This window comes from Flavobacterium piscisymbiosum, assembly GCF_020905295.1.
Lineage (GTDB): Bacteria > Bacteroidota > Bacteroidia > Flavobacteriales > Flavobacteriaceae > Flavobacterium > Flavobacterium piscisymbiosum.
This window is the reverse complement of sequence record NZ_JAJJMM010000001.1, coordinates 567,307-584,763: the sequence shown is the minus strand read 5'-3', so window position 1 is coordinate 584,763 and position 17,457 is coordinate 567,307. Positions and strand designations below refer to the sequence as shown.

The following is a 17,457-nucleotide window of genomic DNA, read 5'->3' as shown; positions in this document are numbered from 1 at the left end:
AATTAAAGATGAATAAATTTAAAATTTTTAGTCTTGCCTTAGTTGCTTCAGCTACTGTTGCAAAAGCGCAAGACATCAAAGAAGCTAAAAAAGCAATCGATGCTGAACAATTTCAAAAAGCAAAGTCTTTGCTTAAAACAATCATCAAAGCAAAACCTTCTGACGGAGAAGCTAATTTTGTTTTAGGTAATATATATTTAAATCAATCTATTATTGATTCAGCCAAAATTTATTACGCAAATGGATTACAAGCATCTGATAAGAAAAATTTAAATTATATCGGATTAGGTCAGATAGATCTTGATGCTAAAAATGCTGCTGCAGCTCAGGCTAACTTTGGTTTAGCTACAAAAGATATGAAACGTAAAGATGTAGATGAATTTATTTACATTGGTAGAGCATATATTAATTCAACTTCACCAGATTATCCTGGTGCTATTGCGATCTTGAAACGTGCTTTGGTACTTGAGCCTCAAAATGCAACTGCTCTTTTAACAATTGGAGATGCTTACTATGGTTCAAACAATCAAAATGATGCGTACAAAGCTTACCGTGATGCATTTACTGCAGATCCAACACTTTTAAGAGCAAAAATGCAATTAGGAGTTTTATTAAAAGGTGCTAAATCATACGAAGAAGCAATTAAATCTTTTAATGAAGTTATCGCGATCAACCCTAATTATGGTCCGGTTTACAGAGAATTAGCTGAAACATATTACAAATGGGGAAGAAACAAAACTTCTACCGCTAAAGTAAATATGCAAAATGCAATCACTAACTACGAAAAATATTTAAGTCTTACAGATTACTCTTTAGATTCGAAAATGCGTCATGCAGATTTCTTAATCTTGGTAAAAGATTATAAAACTCTTGAGACTGTAGCAAACAAAATGATTGCTGAAGATAAAGTAAATCCAAGAATTTACAGGTATTTAGGTTATGCTGCTTACGAAAACGGAAATGTTGATGTAGCAATTAAATCTATCGAAGATTTTATTAAAGTACCTTCAAACAAAGTAATTAGTAGAGATTATTTGTATTTAGGATTGTCAAAAATTAAAAAAGGAACAAATGCTGAAGGAGTTGTAGATCAGGCAGCTTTTGATGCTGGTATTGCTGATGTTAAAAAAGCAATTGAATTAGAGCCTTTAGTAGTTGAAGAACTTGCTGATCTAGGAAAAGCATTGTTTGGTAAAAAGCAATTTGCACAAGCTGCAACTGTTTTTGAACTTGCAGTTAATAACAAAGAATCTAAAAATTATTTAGATGACAATGTATATTATGGTATTTCACTTTATTATGCTAATGCAAATAAAAAAGATGGTGCTCCGGATGCTGCTGCTTTAGCTAAAGCTGAAGGTGCTTTTGACAGAGTTTTAGAAGCTTCTCCAACTTATGATGAAGCATACTTATACAAAGGAAGAATTAATAACTTACTTGAGAAAGATGATTTAATTATCAAAAATTACGAAGAGTATGTAACTAAAACAACTGCAAAAGGTCCTGAAGAATTAGCAAAACCTGCTACAGTTAAAAAAGTAATCGAAGCTTACAATAGTATCGGTGCTAGTTATGCAAATACAGATAAAGCTAAAGCAATTGAATATTTCAATAAAACTTTAGTTTTAGATCCTGCAAACGCTTACGCTGCACAATCTGTAAAAGCTTTAAAATAATATAAGGTCTTTTATTAAATATAAAACCGATAGTTCTTTGGACTATCGGTTTTTTTTGTTCCGTATTTAATTGACTATCTTTGCACTTTAAAATATAATAATGTTATCAAAAGAAATACAATTAGAAGTAAATAAAGGAGCTATGTTACCTTTGATGGAAGAGTTTTATACCATTCAGGGAGAAGGTTTTCATACAGGAACGGCCGCTTACTTTATACGAATTGGAGGTTGTGATGTTGGTTGTCACTGGTGTGATGTGAAGGAGAGCTGGAATGCAGAGTTACATCCGCCAACAAGTGTTGATTTAATTGTAAATAATGCAGCAACTTATGCTGACACTGTTGTGATAACTGGAGGAGAACCTTTGACCTGGGATATGAGTTTGTTAACTCAGGAATTAAAAAATAGAAATTTAAAAGTTCATATCGAAACCTCAGGAGCCTATCCATTAACGGGTACATGGGATTGGATTTGTCTTTCGCCTAAAAAAAATAAATTACCAACACAAACGGTGTATGATAGTGCGCACGAGTTAAAGGTAATTATTTATAACAAACACGATTTTATTTTTGCAGAAGAACAAGCAGAGCTCGTAAATGACAAAGCAATATTGTTTCTTCAACCGGAGTGGAGCAAAAAAGAAGAAATGACACCTCTGATTGTAGATTATGTAATGAATAATCCCAAGTGGAGAGTTTCACTTCAAACGCATAAATATTTGAATATTCCTTAAAGGGCAAAAAAAATCTCTTCAGCCGAAGAGATTTTTTTTTATTAAGGATAAATTGTATACAGTGTATAAAAAAGAAACATTGCTTTTATTTCCAGTTTTTATATTTTTTTAAAGTAGTAATATGCGCTAAATGATGATTACCGTGCCAGGCGTATGTGGCCATTAATAGTTTTATTTTATATTCTGAATTGTTTTCCGGATGAATAAAAGATTTTTCAAGATCTTCATCAGGTAAATTCTTCATAATAAAAGCCAGTCTAAAATGTAATCCATCAAGCAGTGTCAATGTTGGTTTAATGGGCATCTTCAAATTATCAGGCAAGTCCGACCATAAATTTTCATCATATGGTTTTATTACAGGATTATTTTCTGTCAAAGCCCATTTTATTCTGATATAACAATTCATATGGCTTTCGGCACAATGATGAATCACTTGTCGAACCGTCCATCCGCCGGGACGATAAGGTGTATCCAATTGTTCATCTGTTAAATGAATCGTTTCTTTTTTCAATCTCTCAGGAAAAGATTCGATTTCATGAATTTTATCAGAAATATATTCGAGGCTAAATTCCGTTGGGAACTCAAATTTTCCTATCGGATATTTTAATTTTTCTAAATCTAATGCTTCCATGATCGTTAATTTTTATTTTAAATCGAAAGTTTAGCCAAATAATCATAATGTTCACCTTCTAAAATGAGTTCGCATTTTAATCCGTTTGCAACAGCTGCATTTTGAAGTGTATTGTAATCTAAATACAACCAGTCAAAAGGTTCTTCTTTTTCTCCTTTATAAGAGATATTAAAAACAAGTTCGCCGTAATAATCATTATTAGAGGGAATCCATTTTCCGCCATCTTCATCTTCGTCAAACATATAAATGATATCGGAGCTATCCAGTAAAATTTGTCCGCCCGGATTTAAAAGAGATTTTAGTTTGGATAGAAATTTATTGCAATTTTCAAGTTTGCCAAAAATACCAACACCATTCATTAATAAAATTATGGTATCAAATTTTTCTCCTTCAAAATCTAATATATTTTCAACTTTTGCATTTTTAACACCGCGAAGTTTACAAGTTTCAATAGCTTTTGCTGAAATATCTATCGATGTAACATCTAAATTGCGATCATTTTGCAAAGACAAACTGTGGCTTCCGGCGCCGCACCCAACGTCTAATGTTTTTCCAGTGGCCAATTGCAATGCTTTTTGCTCAAGTTTAGGCATTTCGTTATAAGAACGGAATAAATAATCAACACTCATTTCGTCCTCTTCAGAAATTGTCGTTTCTGTAATGATATCTTCAGGTGAATTATTGGTTTGAAAGTCGAACATCGCCTTCCCAAATAGATCTTTCATCGTATTTTAGTTCAAAGTTTAGGGTTTCAAGTTTAAAGTTGTTTAATTTTGCACATCAACTTTAAAAAGTAAACTTGAAACAAATTTTAAATAACTTAAATAAGTTAGCCAAAGATAAGCATATCGAAAACAAAAAGTATTTTGATAAGCTGAAAAAGAAACAACCTAAGAATTTAGATTATGTTATGCAGGATCTGCATGATGCCGAATTTAAAAAGACAGATTGTTTACAGTGCGCCAATTGTTGTAAAACAACCGGGCCATTATTTACTTTGGCAGATATCGAACGAATTTCAAAATCATTCAGACAAAAACCACAGCAATTCATCGAACAGTATCTTCGAATAGATGAAGATAAAGACTATGTACTAAAAAGCGTTCCGTGTACTTTTCTGGATAGCGAGAATTATTGCATGATTTATGATGTTCGTCCAAAGGCATGCCGAGAATTTCCGCATACAGATCGTAAAAAGTTTAATCAAATTACAGATCTTACCTTAAAAAATGTTGCCATTTGTCCGGCAGCATATAATATAGTAGAAGAGATGAAAAAGAAACTTCCATTATGAGAGTTTTAAAACTTTTGTAATTGTTTTTAGAAGCCATTCGATTTTACTTTTTAAAATGTATTTTTGATTCGGATAGATGAAGTCCAATGATAATTAATAAAAAGACAACCCAAATTTGAGTTTAGAATATTTCATAGCAAGAAGACTTATAACTGCCAAAGATTATAAAAGCAGTATATCAGCGCCAATTATCAAAATTGCCATTTCGGCCATTGCCATTGGTATTATTATGATGATAGTTTCAGTTGCTACCGGAATAGGATTGCAGCAAAAAATACGTGATAAAGTTTCAGCTTTCAATGGCCAGATTATAATATCAAATTTTGATAATAACAATTCTGAAGTCACTTTAACCCCAATTTCCAAAAAACAGGATTTTTACCCCAATTTCAAATCAGTTCCAGAGGTAAGTCATATTCAGGCAATAGCAACTAAAGCCGGAATTATTAGAACCGAAAATGCTTTCGAAGGAATTGTTTTCAAAGGAGTAGGAGGAGATTACGACTGGAATAATATAAAGGAATATATTGTAGAGGGTAAAGTGCCTGATTTTTCTAAAACCCTAAACGAAGAAGTTTTAATTTCCAGACTTCTTGCAGATCGCCTTAATTTGAAAGTAGGAGATAATTTCAATACTTTCTTTATAAAAGAAGAACAAGGAAAAATGCCAAACAGTCGCCGATTCAAAATTAAAGGTATTTTCAATTCGGGATTTCAACAATTCGATGCGACCTATATAATAGGAGATATTCGTCACATTCAGCGAATCAATAAATGGAGCCCCGATCAGGTTGGAGCTTTTGAAGTATTTGTAAAAGACTTCGATAATATTAAATCAACAGGAATTCAGGTATACGATCAAACATCATCGAATTTAGATACAAAAACTATAATCGAAAAATACAGCTATATTTTTGATTGGCTACAACTTTTCGATTTCAATATCGTCGTTATCCTCGGAGTTATGATCCTGGTAGCTACCATAAATATGGTGGTCGCATTATTGGTGCTTATATTAGAGCGCACCCAAATGATCGGAATTCTAAAAGCAATGGGAGCAAATAACTGGACAGTCCGCAAAATATTTTTATACAACGCATTCTATCTTATTATACGAGGATTGTTTTGGGGTAATCTAATAGGGATTGCCATCTTGTTAATCCAGCAGCAATTCGGAGTCGTTCAGTTAAATCCTGAAAACTACTACGTCAACCAGGCACCGGTTTATCTAAACTGGGGATATATCGCCTTGCTAAATTTACTCACTATTACAGTTTGTTTTATTGTGCTGTTAATTCCGTCCTATATAATAACGAAGATCTCACCAGTCAAAGCGATTCGTTTTGATTAGTAATTCATAAATTCATAACCCGTTAGTCTAACTAACGGGTTTTGTATTTTATACTATATATAAGAACGAGTAATTTTGAAATTTGAAGTTTCAGATTTGGAATTTAATTAGGAGCTATTTCCCGCTATTCGTTCCAATCTTTTACTTTTTAAAGAAAAAAGTAAAAGGATTTCCACTACTATCGGGGCTAGGGCAGTGGTCTTCAGAAGAACATTGGGGATAAAAGAGAAATAAAACGCTTCAAATAGCAAAACACATAGCGCCTTTGTTCCTATAGCTATCGGGATTGCATAGTTAAAATCGGTAAATCAAGCTTAGAAGCAGGAGCACAAGCTTAGCGTCTTAGTGTCTTCGTGGTAATCCACTTCAAAACAGTCTTATTCAAAACAAGTCATTAAACATCCGTTAAAGCAGCGAAGTCTTTAAAAATGGGCTTTTATTAAATAGTATTATTGCGAAAAACACATGCCTAATCAGAAAAATCTTAGAAACGATAAAAAAGGTGAATTTCTAAGTTTAGTGTTATCAGAGTGTTAAGAAAAAGTTTCTAAAAACATTGAAATTATATAATAAAAAAGCTTGTAAATGTAAATAAAGGGTCTACTTTTGCACCCGCAACAGCGATAGACGTTCACTGAAATACTGACAAGCAAACGAGATCAATGAGAAAATTTATTTTCAAAAAAAAGATTGCGAAAAGCTTGTGAGATTTGAAAACGGATGTTACATTTGCACCCCGCAAAACACGGAAAGTTCATTGATGGATTGGTAGGTTTTAGAAGTAAAAAGAAAAGAAATTTTCTTTAGAAAAAACTTCAAAAAACATTTGCCGGTTAAAAATAAGTTTTCTACTTTTGCACCCGCTTTGCAACACAAGCGCAACAAAATTGAAACACACGTTCGTAGACATATTGAATTGACAGCCGCTTTAACAGAGATGTTAGAGCAAGAGAATAAAGAGTAAAATAATCGAGAGATTAAAGAATAACCGATAGAGACTGATTCGAATAACAATAGCTTGAGCAATCAAGCAAACAATATACGATGAAGAGTTTGATCCTGGCTCAGGATGAACGCTAGCGGCAGGCTTAACACATGCAAGTCGAGGGGTATACTTCTTCGGAAGTAGAGACCGGCGCACGGGTGCGTAACGCGTATGCAATCTACCTTTTACAGAGGGATAGCCCAGAGAAATTTGGATTAATACCTCATAGTATAGCAGTTTCGCATGAAACCACTATTAAAGTCACAACGGTAAAAGATGAGCATGCGTCCCATTAGCTAGTTGGTAAGGTAACGGCTTACCAAGGCTACGATGGGTAGGGGTCCTGAGAGGGAGATCCCCCACACTGGTACTGAGACACGGACCAGACTCCTACGGGAGGCAGCAGTGAGGAATATTGGACAATGGGCGCAAGCCTGATCCAGCCATGCCGCGTGCAGGATGACGGTCCTATGGATTGTAAACTGCTTTTATACGAGAAGAAACATCCCGACGTGTCGGAACTTGACGGTATCGTAAGAATAAGGATCGGCTAACTCCGTGCCAGCAGCCGCGGTAATACGGAGGATCCAAGCGTTATCCGGAATCATTGGGTTTAAAGGGTCCGTAGGCGGTTTAATAAGTCAGTGGTGAAAGCCCATCGCTCAACGGTGGAACGGCCATTGATACTGTTAGACTTGAATTATTAGGAAGTAACTAGAATATGTAGTGTAGCGGTGAAATGCTTAGAGATTACATGGAATACCAATTGCGAAGGCAGGTTACTACTAATTGATTGACGCTGATGGACGAAAGCGTGGGTAGCGAACAGGATTAGATACCCTGGTAGTCCACGCCGTAAACGATGGATACTAGCTGTTGGGAGCAATTTCAGTGGCTAAGCGAAAGTGATAAGTATCCCACCTGGGGAGTACGTTCGCAAGAATGAAACTCAAAGGAATTGACGGGGGCCCGCACAAGCGGTGGAGCATGTGGTTTAATTCGATGATACGCGAGGAACCTTACCAAGGCTTAAATGTAGATTGACCGGTTTGGAAACAGATCTTTCGCAAGACAATTTACAAGGTGCTGCATGGTTGTCGTCAGCTCGTGCCGTGAGGTGTCAGGTTAAGTCCTATAACGAGCGCAACCCCTGTTGTTAGTTGCCAGCGAGTCAAGTCGGGAACTCTAACAAGACTGCCAGTGCAAACTGTGAGGAAGGTGGGGATGACGTCAAATCATCACGGCCCTTACGCCTTGGGCTACACACGTGCTACAATGGCCGGTACAGAGAGCAGCCACTGGGCGACCAGGAGCGAATCTATAAAACCGGTCACAGTTCGGATCGGAGTCTGCAACTCGACTCCGTGAAGCTGGAATCGCTAGTAATCGGATATCAGCCATGATCCGGTGAATACGTTCCCGGGCCTTGTACACACCGCCCGTCAAGCCATGGAAGCTGGGGGTGCCTGAAGTCGGTGACCGCAAGGAGCTGCCTAGGGTAAAACTGGTAACTAGGGCTAAGTCGTAACAAGGTAGCCGTACCGGAAGGTGCGGCTGGAACACCTCCTTTCTAGAGCCTTATGTGTTAGTTGATTTATCAACACGCTGAGGAAAAAAGAAGAAGCTTTATAGGATTATAATTTTAAGACTATTTTACTCTTGCTGTTAGTTCAAATAATAAATTTTAAGTAAAACAGAGTCTCGTAGCTCAGCTGGTTAGAGTACTACACTGATAATGTAGGGGTCGGCAGTTCGAGTCTGCCCGGGACTACTTTTTTAAGGTTTTCAATTAAAAATTGAGAATTAAAAATTAAAAAAGACTGTAAACTTAGAAAAAGGAAATTTTAGAGGTTGAGTAACCGTTTTAAGTACTGTTAACTGAGGACTGTTAACTGACAACTAAAAAATGGGGGATTAGCTCAGCTGGCTAGAGCGCCTGCCTTGCACGCAGGAGGTCAACGGTTCGACTCCGTTATTCTCCACAAAAGTAGTGATCGGTAAAATGGTGGTTGTTGTTCGGTGCAAACTGAATACTAAAAACTGTAAACTGAGCACTGGCTTAAAGTTCATTGACATATTGAGATAAGAAAATAATAAAAAGTAGAAAGCGTTTTTATTAGCAATAATAAAGACAAAAAAAACGGTCATAATTGATTTTATGATTGGTACAATAAGCAAAATAAGGGCGTATGGGGGATGCCTTGGCTCTCAGAGGCGATGAAAGGCGTGATAAGCTGCGAAAAGCTACGGGGACGGGCACACACCGATTGATCCGTAGATACCTGAATGGGGCAACCCACTATGTTGAAGACATAGTACACCGATAGGTGGGCAAACCCGCTGAACTGAAACATCTAAGTAGGCGGAGGAGAAGAAAACAAAAGTGATTCCGTAAGTAGTGGCGAGCGAACGCGGATTAGCCCAAACCAATGTTGTTACGGCAAGATTGGGGTTGTAGGACCACGACATTTTATGTACAAGGAACCGGAAGTTACTGGAAAGTGACACCATAGAGGGTGATAGTCCCGTATGGGTAACGAGTATAATAGATAGTGGTATCCTGAGTAGGGCGGGGCACGTGAAACCCTGTCTGAATTTGGCGGGACCATCCGCTAAGGCTAAATACTCCTGAGAGACCGATAGTGAACCAGTACCGTGAGGGAAAGGTGAAAAGAACCGTGAATAACGGAGTGAAATAGATCCTGAAACCATACGCTTACAAGCGGTCGGAGCCCTTTCGTGGGGTGACGGCGTGCCTTTTGCATAATGAGCCTACGAGTTAACGTTGCTGGCAAGGTTAAGTGGTTAAGCCACGGATCCGTAGCGAAAGCGAGTCTGAATAGGGCGCTTTAGTCAGTAGTGTTAGACGCGAAACCGTGTGATCTACCCATGGGCAGGATGAAGCTGTGGTAACACACAGTGGAGGTCCGAACCGGTTGACGTTGAAAAGTCTTCGGATGACCTGTGGGTAGGGGTGAAAGGCCAATCAAACTCGGAAATAGCTCGTACTCCCCGAAATGCATTTAGGTGCAGCGTTATGCGTAAAGTTATATAGAGGTAGAGCTACTGATTGGATGCGGGGGCTTCACCGCCTACCAATTCCTGACAAACTCCGAATGCTATATAATGTTTCATAACAGTGAGGGCTTGGGTGCTAAGGTCCAAGTCCGAGAGGGAAAGAACCCAGACCATCAGCTAAGGTCCCCAAATATATACTAAGTTGAAAGAACGAGGTTTGTCTGCCCAGACAGCTAGGATGTTGGCTTGGAAGCAGCCATTCATTTAAAGAGTGCGTAACAGCTCACTAGTCGAGCGGACGAGCATGGATAATAATCGGGCATAAGTATATTACCGAAGCTATGGATTTAGAGTTTACTCTAAGTGGTAGGGGAGCATTCTAACAGGGTTGAAGGTGTATCGTAAGGTATGCTGGACTGGTTAGAAAAGAAAATGTAGGCATAAGTAACGATAATGCGGGCGAGAAACCCGCACACCGAAAAACTAAGGTTTCCACAGCTATGCTAATCAGCTGTGGGTTAGTCTGGTCCTAAGGCGAACCCGAAAGGGACAGTCGATGGCTAACGGGTTAATATTCCCGTACTACTAATTACTGTGATGGGGTGACGGAGTGATGAAAGCGCCGCGAACTGACGGAATAGTTCGTTGAAGTACCTACCTATAAGATCTGCAGGCAAATCCACAGATTTTGGGGAAATACGATAGTACTCGGAGTCTTCGGACAAAGAGATAGTGCGCCTAAGGGCTTCCAAGAAAAACCTCTAAACTTCAGGTAATTAGTACCAGTACCGTAAACCGACACAGGTAGTTGAGGAGAGAATCCTAAGGTGCTCGAGAGATTCATGGCTAAGGAATTAGGCAAAATAGACCTGTAACTTCGGGAGAAAGGTCGCCAGCAGCAATGCTGGCCGCAGTGAAGAGGTCCAGGCGACTGTTTATCAAAAACACAGGGCTCTGCAAAATCGTAAGATGAAGTATAGGGCCTGACACCTGCCCGGTGCTGGAAGGTTAAGAGGAGATGTTATCTTCGGAGAAGCATTGAATTGAAGCCCCAGTAAACGGCGGCCGTAACTATAACGGTCCTAAGGTAGCGAAATTCCTTGTCGGGTAAGTTCCGACCTGCACGAATGGTGTAACGATCTGGACACTGTCTCAGCCATGAGCTCGGTGAAATTGTAGTAACGGTGAAGATGCCGTTTACCCGCAGTGGGACGAAAAGACCCTGTGCACCTTTACTATAGCTTAGTATTGACCTTGGATAAATGATGTGTAGGATAGGTTGGAGACTGTGAAGTGGCGTCGCCAGGCGTTGTGGAGTCATTGTTGAAATACAACCCTTTGTTTATCTGAGGCCTAACCCCGTTTTGCGGGGGACATTGCTTGGTGGGTAGTTTGACTGGGGTGGTCGCCTCCAAAAGAGTAACGGAGGCTTCTAAAGGTTCCCTCAGTACGCTTGGTAACCGTGCGTAGAGTGCAATGGCATAAGGGAGCTTGACTGAGAGACATACAGGTCGATCAGGTACGAAAGTAGAGCATAGTGATCCGGTGGTTCCGCATGGAAGGGCCATCGCTCAAAGGATAAAAGGTACGCCGGGGATAACAGGCTGATCTCCCCCAAGAGCTCATATCGACGGGGGGGTTTGGCACCTCGATGTCGGCTCGTCACATCCTGGGGCTGGAGAAGGTCCCAAGGGTTGGGCTGTTCGCCCATTAAAGTGGCACGCGAGCTGGGTTCAGAACGTCGTGAGACAGTTCGGTCTCTATCTACTGTGGGCGTTAGAAATTTGAGTGGATCTGATTCTAGTACGAGAGGACCGAATTGGACAAACCTCTAGTGTATCTGTTGTCCCGCCAGGGGCACCGCAGAGTAGCTACGTTTGGAAGGGATAAGCGCTGAAAGCATATAAGCGCGAAACCCACCACAAGATGAGATTTCTTTTAAGGATCGTGGAAGATGACCACGTTGATAGGCTATAGATGTAAAGGCAGTAATGTCATAGTCGAGTAGTACTAATAATCCGTAAGCTTATGTACACCCTTTTCTCCCGACTCAGGTCGGGAGAAGAAACTTTCTAAAAATAATAAATAAAAATACTTTTCTTTATCTCAGTATGTTAAGATATTACTTCAATTAAAAATTTTGAATTAAAAATTAAAAATTGAAGAACAAATTGCCCAAAGCAATTATAACTTCTTAAGGTGGTTATTGCGGCGGGGCTCACCTCTTCCCATCCCGAACAGAGTAGTTAAGCCCGCCTGCGCAGATGGTACTGCAGTTATGTGGGAGAGTATGTCGTCGCCTTTCTTTTAAAGATCCTCATCATTTATTTGGTGAGGATTTTTTGTTTTATAAAATACTGGAGTCGTCACCTTTCTTTTAAAGATCCTTCGGATCAACACGAAAACCTGTGGAGCAGCAAAAATTAAGCATAAATATTGGTTAGTCTAAAAAGGAAGAATTCTACATTTCTAACGCCTCTGAATTGGGATCTAAATGCTTTTATTTTAGAATTGAAAGATTCTGCCGACGCATTAGTGCTTCTGTTGTCAAAATAATTCAATATCGTTTGATAGTGATTCATAATTGTTCGCGATATTGTACCAAAAGATTTAAATCCAGATTGGTTTACTTTTTCGTGCCATTTGGCTAGTTTGGCAAAGCCTATGATTTTATCTTTTGTATTCTCGAAGATACTTCGAAGTTCTTGAGTGAGACTATATCCCTTTTGAATATCAGGATACAATTCAAATAATAATGCAGCACGTTCTAATTGGTTTTTAGTCCATTTCGATTTGGTTTTATATAAGAAATATCGACTTCTGGCTAGTAACTGTTTAAGGGTGTCTCCGTTAGAGAGTATTTTAGGTTCAAAATTCACATTTGACTTTTTCGCTTTTTCCGTTGCTTCATTTTCCAGATCTATAGCTTTCCATCTGTATTTGATTCTGATTTCCTGCAAGGCTTCAGTAGCCAGCTTGTGAACATGGAACCGGTTAGTAACACGAGTTGCATTAGGGAAGGATTTGCGGGCAATTAATCCCATATTACCAGCCATGTCCAAAGTGATTTCCTTAACCAGGTTTCTTTCTCTGAGAGGTATTTTTCAAGAACTGAAATTACTGTATCAGCTTTAGTTCCTGCAACCATAGCCACTATAGTACCTTTTCTACCTTTACCAGATTTATTAGTCACAATAGTATAGAGTTCCCCATTGGAGAGAGACGTTTCGTCTATTGACAAACGTTTTCCAATGTTCTTAGGAAAAACAAGCCATTTTTTAGCATGTGATTTTTGATCCCAAGCTTTAAAATCACTTAGGAAATCCTTGTATTGAGATTGTAAATTTCTACCTGAAACGCCATAGAAAGAGGCGATGGCATTACAATCATTTGGCTTGGAATCTATTGATTTCTTTTAAAAAAGACGCAAACTCTTGGGTTACACGAGTTCCGTCTGCTACTAAATTCCAATCCCTGAAAACTACTTTTCCAGTATCTTCATTAAGCCATCTTCTGCGAGTAATGTGAAGGTACACCTGATGTCCACGAATAGGGAAATCCTGAACAGTTATCTCTTCAAAAAATCCTTTCGAACTTAATTTTGAGTCTCTGTATTCTTTCGGAATCGAATTGATTTCTTTTAAATACAAATGAAGTATCTCCTCTCCCTTTTCATAAGAGGTAAGCTCAAAATAATCTACTATTATTTCTGGTAACAATAATTTAAGGATATCGATAAAAGAATCTTGCATTTGGATATAATATAAAATTCAAATTTCGAAATTTTAATATTTCCCCACAACAATATGTCTTGATCCAAAACCTGTTTCGTTAGAAACAGGTTTTTTTGTTTTGGATTGGTTCGGGATTTGGTTTAACCGCAAGGAACGCTAAGGTTTTTGGATTTTTGTGGGTGGCTAAGTCCGCAAAGCTGTGCGGTTATGGGATCAGGTGCAAAATAACCCCAGATTCCTCTACAATTCTGTGCTAATGTGCCAGTTTGTCCATAGCAATATGTTCATCATTATTATAAATTCCTTGAAGTTGTTGGTTTAGATTGTAAGTTGTATGAGAATAGAGATCAAATATCATTTGCGTTCTCTTTCGACTTTGAGTCAATTTTTCACGAGATTTATAAAGTAGGTATCTGCTTCTTGTTTATAATTGTTTTACGGAATCTCCGTTTGGGTAAAAGTTGGGGGATGTATGTTTTGTTTTTCTGATTTTGCTTATAAGATCAATTGATTCATGGAATTGGTCATGTCAATTCTTGTTTCTGTGGTATAAATATTTTTTCTTTTATATGCTGTAAGGTTTTAATCGTAGGCGTAGGGTGATTATATATTTTTACTCTATTTGTTGAAATTATTGGCAACGATTATAAATTTCTATAAATAATCTGGGGAATATGTATGGCTAATATGTTCGAATTAAATGTTTGAAATCGAAATTTTTACTGTAGATTATTTCTAAGGGATAGTTTATTCAATAATTTATATAGAATATAGTTTAGAAGGCTAATTTTTGAATTTATATTTTAATTGTAAGGTCTGCGAAGAAGTTTTAAGACTCTTTGAATAGGACGTTCGTAAAGGTTATCTGCTTGCATGTTGGGATTTATAATTTTGAAATTGCTTTTTTTTTTTTTTAAGTAAGTCCTTTTCATCGCGTAAATAAGTATTGAGGATTCTGTAAATCCTCGAAGTTCGCAAAATCCGTAAATGTTTTGTTCTGATTTTTTATGTTAGTCAACTTTTTGTTGTATTGTCAATTTGTTGTTATATATGATAAAGATTTTACTGTTTATGTATTCTCTTGAATTATTTTTAGCATATGTCTTAGATGTTTTTTAATTCAAAGATTAATTACATATAATATCAAGGTTATTCAGGTTTCTTCTTGAGTTTTTAATCTTTAATCTTGATTTGAAAATCATTTTATTTATAGTGCTTAGGGTATTTATAAGATGATATATTTTTAGAGTTACAATAAAATGGACTTTGCTTCTTGCTAACTTTATGAAAAGTCATGTAAACTATCTTAAAACTTAGGATAGTGTCTTATTGTCTTCCTGGCAACCAAATCAAAAAACAGTCTTATTCAAAACAAGTCATTAAATATTCTATAAAACAGCGAAGTCTTTAAAAATGGGCTTTTATTAAATGGTGTTATTGCGAAAAACACATGCCTAATCAGAAAAATCTTAGAAACGATAAAAAAGGTGAATTTCTAAGTTTAGTGTTATCAGAGTGTTAAGGAAAAGTTTCTAAAAACATTGAAATTATATAAAGAAAAAGCTTGTAAATGTAAATAAAGGGTCTATTTTTGCACCCGCAACAGCGACAGACGTTCTTTTAAATACTGACAAGCAAACGAGATCAATGAGAAAATTTATTTTCAAAAAAAGATTGAAAAAAGCTTGTGAGATTTGAAAACGGATGTTACATTTGCACCCCGCAAAACACGGAAAGTTCATTGATAGATTGGTAGGTTTTAGAAGTAAAAAGAAAAGAAATTTTCTTTAGAAAAAACTTCAAAAAACATTTGCCAGTTAGAAATAAGTTTTCTACTTTTGCACCCGCTTTGAGAAACAAGCGCAACAAAATTGAAACACGTTCGTAGACATATTGAATTGACAGCCGCTTTAACAGAGATGTTAAGGCAAAAGAATAAAGAGTAAGATAATCGAGAGATTAGAGAATAACCGATAGAGACTGATTCGAATAACAATACGATCTTGATTTATTAAGATCAACAATATACGATGAAGAGTTTGATCCTGGCTCAGGATGAACGCTAGCGGCAGGCTTAACACATGCAAGTCGAGGGGTATAGGTTTTCGGATCTAGAGACCGGCGCACGGGTGCGTAACGCGTATGCAATCTACCTTTTACAGAGGGATAGCCCAGAGAAATTTGGATTAATACCTCATAGTATAGCAGTTTCGCATGAAACCACTATTAAAGTCACAACGGTAAAAGATGAGCATGCGTCCCATTAGCTAGTTGGTAAGGTAACGGCTTACCAAGGCTACGATGGGTAGGGGTCCTGAGAGGGAGATCCCCCACACTGGTACTGAGACACGGACCAGACTCCTACGGGAGGCAGCAGTGAGGAATATTGGACAATGGGCGCAAGCCTGATCCAGCCATGCCGCGTGCAGGATGACGGTCCTATGGATTGTAAACTGCTTTTATACGAGAAGAAACATCCCGACGTGTCGGGACTTGACGGTATCGTAAGAATAAGGATCGGCTAACTCCGTGCCAGCAGCCGCGGTAATACGGAGGATCCAAGCGTTATCCGGAATCATTGGGTTTAAAGGGTCCGTAGGCGGTTTAATAAGTCAGTGGTGAAAGCCCATCGCTCAACGGTGGAACGGCCATTGATACTGTTAGACTTGAATTATTAGGAAGTAACTAGAATATGTAGTGTAGCGGTGAAATGCTTAGAGATTACATGGAATACCAATTGCGAAGGCAGGTTACTACTAATTGATTGACGCTGATGGACGAAAGCGTGGGTAGCGAACAGGATTAGATACCCTGGTAGTCCACGCCGTAAACGATGGATACTAGCTGTTGGGAGCAATTTCAGTGGCTAAGCGAAAGTGATAAGTATCCCACCTGGGGAGTACGTTCGCAAGAATGAAACTCAAAGGAATTGACGGGGGCCCGCACAAGCGGTGGAGCATGTGGTTTAATTCGATGATACGCGAGGAACCTTACCAAGGCTTAAATGTAGATTGACCGGTTTGGAAACAGATCTTTCGCAAGACAATTTACAAGGTGCTGCATGGTTGTCGTCAGCTCGTGCCGTGAGGTGTCAGGTTAAGTCCTATAACGAGCGCAACCCCTGTTGTTAGTTGCCAGCGAGTCAAGTCGGGAACTCTAACAAGACTGCCAGTGCAAACTGTGAGGAAGGTGGGGATGACGTCAAATCATCACGGCCCTTACGCCTTGGGCTACACACGTGCTACAATGGCCGGTACAGAGAGCAGCCACTGGGCGACCAGGAGCGAATCTATAAAACCGGTCACAGTTCGGATCGGAGTCTGCAACTCGACTCCGTGAAGCTGGAATCGCTAGTAATCGGATATCAGCCATGATCCGGTGAATACGTTCCCGGGCCTTGTACACACCGCCCGTCAAGCCATGGAAGCTGGGGGTGCCTGAAGTCGGTGACCGCAAGGAGCTGCCTAGGGTAAAACTGGTAACTAGGGCTAAGTCGTAACAAGGTAGCCGTACCGGAAGGTGCGGCTGGAACACCTCCTTTCTAGAGCCTTATGTGTTAGTTGATTTATCAACACGCTGAGGAAAAAAGAAGAAGCTTTATAGGATTATAATTTTAAGACTATTTTACTCTTGCTGTTAGTTCAAATAATAAATTTTAAGTAAAACAGAGTCTCGTAGCTCAGCTGGTTAGAGTACTACACTGATAATGTAGGGGTCGGCAGTTCGAGTCTGCCCGGGACTACTTTTTTAAGGTTTTCAATTAAAAATTGAGAATTAAAAATTAAAAAAGACTGTAAACTTAGAAAAAGGAAATTTTAGAGGTTGAGTAACCGTTTTAAGTACTGTTAACTGAGGACTGTTAACTGACAACTAAAAAATGGGGGATTAGCTCAGCTGGCTAGAGCGCCTGCCTTGCACGCAGGAGGTCAACGGTTCGACTCCGTTATTCTCCACAAAAGTAGTGATCGGTAAAATGGTGGTTGTTGTTCGGTGCAAACTGAATACTAAAAACTGTAAACTGAGCACTGGCTTAAA

At 38.5% G+C, this 17,457-nt stretch carries 9 protein-coding genes, 4 tRNA genes and 4 rRNA genes; 12 read left to right on the top strand and 5 right to left on the bottom strand.

Going from position 1 to position 17,457, the window contains the following annotated elements; all coding sequences use genetic code 11:
- The first annotated feature begins 8 nt into the window (after nucleotides 1-8).
- On the top strand, nucleotides 9-1,676 hold the full coding sequence (locus LNP81_RS02795; protein ID WP_230033258.1) for a tetratricopeptide repeat protein: 1,668 nt from the start codon (nucleotides 9-11) through the stop codon (nucleotides 1,674-1,676).
- 100 nt (nucleotides 1,677-1,776) lie between these two features.
- The gene (locus tag LNP81_RS02790) at nucleotides 1,777-2,409 is read left to right on the top strand and encodes a 7-carboxy-7-deazaguanine synthase QueE (protein WP_230033255.1); all 633 of its coding nucleotides are present in this window, start codon (nucleotides 1,777-1,779) and stop codon (nucleotides 2,407-2,409) included.
- Nucleotides 2,410-2,494: 85 nt separating this feature from the next.
- On the opposite strand, the gene LNP81_RS02785 is transcribed toward LNP81_RS02790, so the two are convergent.
- Both LNP81_RS02785 and LNP81_RS02780 read right to left on the bottom strand, forming a co-directional pair.
- Nucleotides 2,495-3,040, bottom strand: a complete 546-nt coding sequence (locus LNP81_RS02785) for a YfiT family bacillithiol transferase (protein ID WP_230033253.1) — start codon at nucleotides 3,038-3,040, stop codon at nucleotides 2,495-2,497.
- Nucleotides 3,041-3,057: 17 nt separating this feature from the next.
- Entirely contained in the window at nucleotides 3,058-3,765 is a 708-nt protein-coding gene (locus LNP81_RS02780) for a class I SAM-dependent methyltransferase (RefSeq protein WP_230033252.1), read from the bottom strand.
- A 74-nt stretch (nucleotides 3,766-3,839) separates the two neighbouring features.
- Here LNP81_RS02780 and LNP81_RS02775 point away from each other — a divergent pair, with 74 nt between their 5' ends.
- From LNP81_RS02775 to rrf, 7 genes are all read left to right on the top strand, one after another.
- Nucleotides 3,840-4,334, top strand: a complete 495-nt coding sequence (locus LNP81_RS02775) for a YkgJ family cysteine cluster protein (protein WP_056248936.1) — start codon at nucleotides 3,840-3,842, stop codon at nucleotides 4,332-4,334.
- A gap of 115 nt (nucleotides 4,335-4,449) precedes the next feature.
- Nucleotides 4,450-5,685 carry an ABC transporter permease gene (locus tag LNP81_RS02770; protein WP_230033251.1) on the top strand — a complete coding sequence of 412 codons (1,236 nt, stop codon included), beginning with the start codon at nucleotides 4,450-4,452 and terminating at the stop codon, nucleotides 5,683-5,685.
- A 1,041-nt stretch (nucleotides 5,686-6,726) separates the two neighbouring features.
- Nucleotides 6,727-8,240 (top strand): 16S ribosomal RNA (locus LNP81_RS02765).
- Between the two features lie 127 nt (nucleotides 8,241-8,367).
- Nucleotides 8,368-8,441: transfer RNA gene (locus LNP81_RS02760), tRNA-Ile, on the top strand.
- A 137-nt stretch (nucleotides 8,442-8,578) separates the two neighbouring features.
- Nucleotides 8,579-8,652, top strand: a tRNA-Ala gene (locus tag LNP81_RS02755).
- Nucleotides 8,653-8,838: 186 nt separating this feature from the next.
- Nucleotides 8,839-11,722 (top strand): 23S ribosomal RNA (locus tag LNP81_RS02750).
- Nucleotides 11,723-11,883: 161 nt separating this feature from the next.
- Nucleotides 11,884-11,993, top strand: a 5S ribosomal RNA gene (rrf, locus tag LNP81_RS02745).
- Together the 16S, 23S and 5S rRNA genes with 2 tRNA genes alongside form the textbook arrangement of a ribosomal RNA operon.
- Nucleotides 11,994-12,111: 118 nt before the next feature.
- Here rrf and LNP81_RS02740 read toward each other — a convergent pair.
- From LNP81_RS02740 to LNP81_RS02735, 3 genes are all read right to left on the bottom strand, one after another.
- Nucleotides 12,112-12,744 carry an ISAon1 family transposase gene (locus tag LNP81_RS02740; RefSeq protein WP_428979514.1) on the bottom strand — a complete coding sequence of 211 codons (633 nt, stop codon included), beginning with the start codon at nucleotides 12,742-12,744 and terminating at the stop codon, nucleotides 12,112-12,114.
- Nucleotides 12,723-12,881 (bottom strand): hypothetical protein, encoded by a 159-nt coding sequence (locus LNP81_RS27500; RefSeq protein WP_428979513.1) that lies wholly within the window; start codon nucleotides 12,879-12,881, stop codon nucleotides 12,723-12,725. The genes LNP81_RS02740 and LNP81_RS27500 overlap by 22 nt, the downstream gene beginning before the upstream one ends.
- Nucleotides 12,882-13,074: 193 nt before the next feature.
- Nucleotides 13,075-13,440, bottom strand: a complete 366-nt coding sequence (locus tag LNP81_RS02735; protein WP_230033250.1) for an ISAon1 family transposase N-terminal region protein — start codon at nucleotides 13,438-13,440, stop codon at nucleotides 13,075-13,077.
- Nucleotides 13,441-15,449: 2,009 nt separating this feature from the next.
- Here LNP81_RS02735 and LNP81_RS02730 point away from each other — a divergent pair.
- The 3 genes from LNP81_RS02730 to LNP81_RS02720 all read left to right on the top strand — a co-directional run bounded on the left by LNP81_RS02730 (nucleotide 15,450) and on the right by LNP81_RS02720 (nucleotide 17,375).
- A 16S ribosomal RNA gene (locus LNP81_RS02730) occupies nucleotides 15,450-16,963 on the top strand.
- A gap of 127 nt (nucleotides 16,964-17,090) precedes the next feature.
- Nucleotides 17,091-17,164, top strand: a tRNA-Ile gene (locus LNP81_RS02725).
- Between the two features lie 137 nt (nucleotides 17,165-17,301).
- Nucleotides 17,302-17,375, top strand: a tRNA-Ala gene (locus tag LNP81_RS02720).
- The last annotated feature ends 82 nt before the right edge of the window (nucleotides 17,376-17,457 follow it).

Coding starts and splice junctions, on each gene's coding strand:
- LNP81_RS02795 (WP_230033258.1), top strand. CDS start 9: ATGAATAAATTTAAAATTTTTAGTCTTGCCTTAGTTGCTTCAGCTACT.
- LNP81_RS02785 (WP_230033253.1), bottom strand. CDS start 3,040: ATGGAAGCATTAGATTTAGAAAAATTAAAATATCCGATAGGAAAATTT.
- LNP81_RS02780 (WP_230033252.1), bottom strand. CDS start 3,765: ATGAAAGATCTATTTGGGAAGGCGATGTTCGACTTTCAAACCAATAAT.
- LNP81_RS02735 (WP_230033250.1), bottom strand. CDS start 13,440: ATGCAAGATTCTTTTATCGATATCCTTAAATTATTGTTACCAGAAATA.
- LNP81_RS02740 (WP_428979514.1), bottom strand. CDS start 12,744: ATGGCTGGTAATATGGGATTAATTGCCCGCAAATCCTTCCCTAATGCA.
- LNP81_RS02790 (WP_230033255.1), top strand. CDS start 1,777: ATGTTATCAAAAGAAATACAATTAGAAGTAAATAAAGGAGCTATGTTA.